At 66.3% G+C, this 5,627-nt stretch carries 5 protein-coding genes and 2 riboswitches; of the genes, 4 read left to right on the forward strand and 1 reads right to left on the reverse strand.

The features are described 5' to 3' along the window. Together WBB14_RS20070 and WBB14_RS20075 are read left to right on the forward strand one after the other, a co-directional pair. Positions 1-390: alpha/beta fold hydrolase (locus WBB14_RS20070; RefSeq protein WP_424241390.1), on the forward strand; the 390-nt coding region annotated here is incomplete at its 5' end. A gap of 65 nt (positions 391-455) precedes the next feature. After that, on the forward strand, positions 456-1,763 hold the full coding sequence (locus tag WBB14_RS20075; protein WP_424241391.1) for an amidohydrolase family protein: 1,308 nt from the start codon (positions 456-458) through the stop codon (positions 1,761-1,763). A 112-nt stretch (positions 1,764-1,875) separates the two neighbouring features. On the opposite strand, the gene WBB14_RS20080 is transcribed toward WBB14_RS20075, so the two are convergent. Further along, positions 1,876-3,105, reverse strand: a complete 1,230-nt coding sequence (locus WBB14_RS20080) for a D-amino acid dehydrogenase (RefSeq protein WP_424241392.1) — start codon at positions 3,103-3,105, stop codon at positions 1,876-1,878. Positions 3,106-3,149: 44 nt separating this feature from the next. After that, positions 3,150-3,241, reverse strand: a riboswitch (glycine riboswitch). A 1-nt stretch (position 3,242) separates the two neighbouring features. Beyond that, positions 3,243-3,334: riboswitch (glycine riboswitch) on the reverse strand. A gap of 156 nt (positions 3,335-3,490) precedes the next feature. Between WBB14_RS20080 and ampC the strand changes: the two genes are divergently transcribed. Continuing rightward, on the forward strand, positions 3,491-4,627 hold the full coding sequence (gene ampC / locus WBB14_RS20085; RefSeq protein WP_424241394.1) for a class C beta-lactamase: 1,137 nt from the start codon (positions 3,491-3,493) through the stop codon (positions 4,625-4,627). Positions 4,628-4,867: 240 nt separating this feature from the next. Beyond that, positions 4,868-5,627: DUF2242 domain-containing protein (locus tag WBB14_RS20090; protein WP_424241393.1), on the forward strand; the 760-nt coding region annotated here is incomplete at its 3' end.

The following is a 5,627-nucleotide window of genomic DNA, read 5'->3' on the forward strand; positions in this document are numbered from 1 at the left end:
GAACTCGCGCGCGGCGGAGACGCCGCCATGCAGGAAATCGCGGACGCCATCGTCAAGGGCGCGACCAGCGCCCAGACCAGGCAAGACCAGCCCGCCGTGCTGGCGCTGGTGCGCGAGAGCGTGATGCGCCAGCCGCCGGAAGGCTACGCGCAAAGCTGCGAGGCGCTGGCGGACGCGCAGCCGGCAGCCGTCGAGGTGATCGGCGTCCCCGCCTTGCTGGTCACGGGCGACCAGGATGGCGTAGCGCCGCCCGCCAACGTTGAGGCCCTGGCCGCGCGCATGGCCGGCAGCCGCCGCATCGTGCTGGACGGATGTGGCCACTGGACCACCTGCGAAAAGCCCGAGGCCTGCGTCCAGGCCTTGCGGGAGTTTTACGCGGCGCTGCGCTAAGCCACGTTTTCCTGGCGCTTCAACATAAGAAATCGGCCTGCCGCGCAGGCCGGAGGAGACCTGTCATGTCCAGAATTGCCATTACCAACGTCGCCATCTTCGATGGCAGCGGCGCGGAAACCTATCAAGGCGAGGTGTTGATCGAAGGCGCGCGCATCGCGCAGGTCGCGCGCGCGCCCCAGCAGGTGAGCCGCGACGGCGTGCGCGTCATCGACGGGCGCGGCCGCTTCCTGATGCCCGGCATGACCGAAGCGCACACGCATTTTTCCTGGAACGACCAGCCCACGCTGGCCGCGATCCAGTTCATGCCGCCGGAGGAGCATATTCTCTGGTGCGTGCGCGTGGCCAAGCGCTACCTGGAGATGGGCTGGACTTCGGCCATCGGCGCGGCCGCGGCCAAGCCGCGCCTGGACGTGGTGCTGCGCAACGCCATCAATGCCGGTGAATGCCCGGGGCCGCGCTACCTCGCGGGCAGCCAGGAGATCACGACCATAGGGGCGCTGGGCGACAATTCGCTGCCGCACATGCCGTTCGACGAGCTGAGCTTCGGCAGCGTATGCAGCGGGCCTGAAGAGATCCGGCGTTCGGCGCGCACCTTCATCAAGTACGGCGTCGACCACCTGAAGATCAACCTGTCCGGCGAGTACATCGCCGGGCTGCCGGCCGAGATGTCGCCTTTCGCCGAAGACGAGATCGCCATGCTGGCGAGCGAGGCCAAGCGCTACGGCAAGCGTATCGCCGCGCATGCGCGTTCCAGCGAGTCGGTCAAGCAATGCGTGCGCCATGGCATCGAGATGATCTACCACGCCAGCTTCGCGGACGAGGAAGCGCTCGACATGCTGGCAGCTAACAAGGACAGGCACTTCGTTGCCCCGGGCATAGGCTGGCTGATCCGGACCGCCTTCAACGCCTCCGAGTACGGCATCACCCCCGCCATCGCCGAGCAGATGGGCTACAAGCGTGAGCTCGAAATCGCCTCGGAGTCGTTGCGGAAAATGCACCAGCGCGGCATCCGCATCCTGCCCGGCGGCGACTATGGCTTTGCCTGGATGCCGCATGGCACCAACGCCAACGACCTCCAGTATTTCGTCGACTACATCGGCATGACTCCGACCGAGGCGCTGGTGTCCGCCACCGGCCTGGGCGGCCATATCATGCAGCGCCCGGATGAGTTGGGCATGCTGCGTCCCGGCTATCTGGCGGACGTGGTCATGGTCGACGGCGATCCGCTCAAGGACCTGTCCTTGCTGGTTGATCCGGACAGGATCGTGCTGGTGATGAAGGATGGGAAGATCTGCAAGGACAGTCTCCGGCAAGGTGAAAATGCGGAACCGCTGCCTGCCGAGGACAGGGAGGCTACCTTGGCGCATTGACCTGCGCGGCGCGTCGCGCACGGGATGCTGGAAGGCGAACGGATTCAACGTGGGCGAAGGGTTGCCAGCAAACCCGGTTGCATCAGTGCCGGGCCTGCTCGCATCCCCCAACTCAAGCCTCGCCCAGTCCCATCCTCACGCTCGCCGCCAGCATCTGCGCCGTTGCCGCCGACAGCGTCCAGCCCAGATGCCCATGCCCCGTGTTGTAGAACACGCCCGGCCGCTTGCCGGGGCCGACCCGAGGCATCATGCTGGGCGTCATCGGGCGCAGTCCGCACCAGGGCACCACGCGCGAGGTACGGATGCCGGGGAAATGCTTGCGGGTCCAGTCCACCAGCGGCTGCACGCGTTCGGCGCGGATGTCCATGTTGAAGCCGTTGAACTCCGCCGTGCCGGCCACGCGGAAGCGGTCGCCGAGGCGGCTGGTGACGATCTTGGCGGCTTCATCCAGCAGGCTGACCCGGGGCGCGGCGGCCTGGCTGGCGGCGTCGTCCAGGTGCACGCTGATGGAGTAGCCCTTGACCGGATAGATGTTGAGCCTGTCGCCCAGCTGCCTGGCGAATTGCCGGCTGACGGCGCCGGCGCAGACGACGATGGCGTCGGCCTCGTGCTGTTCGTTTCGCGCGCCGCCTTCGCGCGCGACATCGAGCACGTAGGGGGCGCCGTCCAGGCTGATGTTGCGGATGTCGGCATCCTGCGCGAAGCGCACGCCGCGGCGCTCGCAGGCGCGGGCCAGGCCGCTTGTGAACTTGTGGATGTCGCCGGTGGCGTCCGAGGGCGTGTAGAAGCCGCCGTGGCAAGAGGTTTGCAGCGTGGGTTCGATGCCGCGCGCTTCCTCGGGCGACACCGCGTAGCGCTCCAGCCCGCCTGCTTGCAGCAGGACGTTGGCGCGGCGGGCGGTCTCGAAGCTGGCGGCGTCGTGGTAGATGTGCAGGATGCCGCGGCGCTCCAGGTCGAAATCTATCCCTTCCTCTTCAGCCATGGCGTACAGGTGCTGGCGCGCGGCGATGGCGAGGCGGGTGGTCTCGATGGTGTTGCGGCGGTAGTTGCGGATCTGTCCGATGAATTGCGCCAGCCAGGAATACTTGTGCCAGCTGAAGCGGGGATTGAGCAGCAGCGGCGCGTTGTGGCGTCCGAGCCAGCGCAGGCCCTTGAGGATGGTGGCGGTGCTGTTCCAGACCTCGGCGTTGCTGGCGGACAACTGGCCGCCGTTGGCGTAGGAGGTTTCCATGGCGGGGTAGCGCTGGCGGTCGTAGACGGTGACGTCGTATCCCAGTTTGCTCAGGGCATAGGCGGACGTGACACCGGTGATACCGGCGCCAATGATGGCGATGCGGGGCATGATGGCTCCAGATTGGGTGGCCGCGGCCACCCGGCCGCAGCACCCCATCTGTCTCTGTACCTGAGAGCTTCACCCACGGCGCAAGCGGCGGCGGGATCCCCTTCGGTGGGCGCGCTCGGCGCCTCTCTCCAGATTGTCTAGACCGCGCAGTCCTGTTTGCCTGAGAGTTTCCGGGGCGGTTGCTCCGTCGGCGCCTGCCGCTGGGACAGGTCTCTTCTGCGGGGTTTTGGATCGACGAGGCGAGGATAGCCAAAATCCGCAGGAATGAGACCAAGGGTTAGTACCAATGAGCCGCGCCGTCGCGTTACGATGCATGCGCGCCGCCAGACTACGGCGTCGCGGAAATTCAACACCACATGGGATGACGAGAATGCGCTTGAGCGGAATGTTGCGCACGGGATTGTTTGCGCTGGTGGCCGGCGGCTGCGCCGTGGCGCACGCCGGCCAGGCCGAGGCGGACCGCAAGGTCGACGAAGCGGCGCAGGCCGTCATGCGCGAACACGGTATCGCCGGCATGTCGATCGCTGTTACCCAGAACGGGACGCAGCGCTTCTACAACTACGGCCTGGCGTCCAAGGAAACAGGCAAGCCGGCCGGCAGCGATACGCTCTACGAAGTCGGCTCCATCAGCAAGACCTACACGGCGACCCTGGCCGGCTACGCCCAGGCGCGCGGGCGTCTCGCGTTGGGCGACAGCCCGGCCAAGTACCTGCCCGAGCTTGCCGGCAGCCACTTTGCCAAGCTCACCCTGATCAACCTGGGCACGCACACGACGGGCGGTTTTCCGCTGCAAGTGCCCGGCACGGTGCGGGACCAGGCGCAGCTGATGGCCTATCTCAAGGCCTGGCAGCCCGAGCGCGCCGCCGGCGCCTATCGCACCTATGCCAATCCCAGCATCGGCATGCTGGGATTGATCGCCGCCAAGAGCCTGAACCGGCCGTTCAAGACGGCCATGGAGCGCGACCTGTTTCCCAAGCTGGGCCTGACCGGCACCTACATCGATGTGCCCGCCGCGAGGATGGCGGATTACGCGCAGGGCTACAACAAGCAGGACGCGCCCGTCCGGGTGAATCCCGGCGTGCTGGCGGACGAAGCCTACGGCGTGAAGACCAGCGCGCGCGACCTGATCCGCTTTGTCGACGCCAACATGGGCCTGAATGTGGCCGATGCCGAACTCCGCAACGCGATCGCGCAAACGCACGTCGGCTATTACCAGCTGGGCGACATGACCCAGGATATGGTCTGGGAGCAGTTGCGCTATCCGGTGGCGCTGGACGCGTTGTTGACGGCCAATGCCGGCAACTACAACAGCCAGAGCCAGGCCGTGGCCGCGCTGAACCCGCCGCTGCCGCCGCAAGATGACGTGTGGATCAACAAGACGGGTTCGACCAACGGCTTCGGCGGCTACGTGGCCTTCGTGCCGTCGAAGAAGCTGGGCATCGTGATACTGGCCAACCGGAACTATCCGAACGAGGCCAGGGTGCGGCTGGCATACAAGATCCTGGGCGAACTGGATAAGTAGGCGCGCCGGCCGCTGCAAGCCGCTCGGGCGTCGTCCTGAGAGGGTTGCCACGGCTGCGATGCGGCCCTTTTTTGAATCCTGTTACCTCTGCGTTGAACTACACATCCCTGGTAAAAGAAATGGTGCCGGGGATGCGCTATAACGAACCCTTTACGCATCACTGTTCCGTGCCTGGGGCGGTGGCCGGGCCTCCATGCTGGCAGGCCGCGCCGCACGCCGTCTCATGCCGGACCCCAATTCATGCCCCCTGTTTACCGCCGTCCACCCCTGGTCCCCTTGCTTGTCCTGACGGGCGTCCTGGCAGGGTGCTCATCCCCCAAGCCAGAGTTCGAAAAAGAAGATTTCACCCAGAACAACACCTACTCGCGCACCGTCTCCGCGAGTAATGTCGCGGCCTGCGACGCTGGCCGCCGCGCCTTGCTGAGCCAGGGCTACAACATCGACAAGTTCGAGGGTTCGCGCGTCACGGGACACAAGAATTTCCAGGACGAAAACGGGCAGCATACGCAGATCGCCTTCAACATCGAATGCGCCTCCGACGGCAGCGCGAACGAGCGTGCCACGGTGTTCGCCAACGCGGTGCAGGACCGCTATTCGATCAAGCGCACCAACAGTTCGGCCAGCGTGGGCGTAAGCGTGCTGGGCCAGGTGTCCATGCCGTTCGGCTCCAGCGACGACTCGCTGGTGAAGACCGGTAGCCAGACGGTTGCGCGGCCCAAGTTCTATGAAGGGTTTTTCCAGCTGTTGCAGCGCTTCCTGCCGGATGCGCAGGCTGCCGCCGCGCCGCATGCGCCCGTGGGCAGCCGTGCAAAACCGCAGCCCAAGAGCGCGCCGGCCGAGCTGGCTGAATCGCCCGACAAGCCGGCCGACACGCTGAACCCGGCGGCGGCCAATGGCGCCAGCGAAGCTCCAAAAGCGCCAACGGCAGGAGGCGCCAGTTCGCCAGCCGCGCCTGCGGCCAGCGGGCCCGCGTCCGCCACGCCAGCGAACGCTGCGCCTG

Source organism: Achromobacter sp., from assembly GCF_049647645.1.
Taxonomy (GTDB): Bacteria; Pseudomonadota; Gammaproteobacteria; order Burkholderiales; family Burkholderiaceae_B; genus Achromobacter.